The sequence below is a fragment of the Pseudoalteromonas sp. SIMBA_162 genome (assembly GCF_046535955.1).
In the GTDB taxonomy this organism is placed as follows: domain Bacteria; phylum Pseudomonadota; class Gammaproteobacteria; order Enterobacterales; family Alteromonadaceae; genus Pseudoalteromonas; species Pseudoalteromonas marina.
In genome coordinates, this window is the sequence record NZ_JAWJBQ010001405.1 from 1 (window position 1) to 228 (window position 228).

Consider the following 228-nt stretch of genomic DNA (forward strand, 5'->3'; position numbering starts at 1 on the left):
CCAAGCCGTGGCGGTAGTGAACGGCCAACAGGCGAGCATCACTCAGGTAACACCCAACGCTGACTACCTGACACCGTTTGAAGCCAAATACGACCAGAGTGGTCAGGCATTATGGCGGTTATGCATTGACCTGGAGCGTTCATGACGTTTGTTTATCTGATTTTCGCTATCGTCGCGGAAGTGATTGCCACCAGCGCCCTAAAAGCCTCGGCGGGCTTTACTCGTCCC

General features: G+C 54.4%; 1 protein-coding gene. It reads left to right on the forward strand.

Annotated elements, in window-relative coordinates; all coding sequences use genetic code 11:
* Positions 1-141: 141 nt before the first annotated feature.
* Positions 142-228: SMR family transporter (locus R0J88_RS24230; protein WP_410901490.1), on the forward strand; the 87-nt coding region annotated here is incomplete at its 3' end.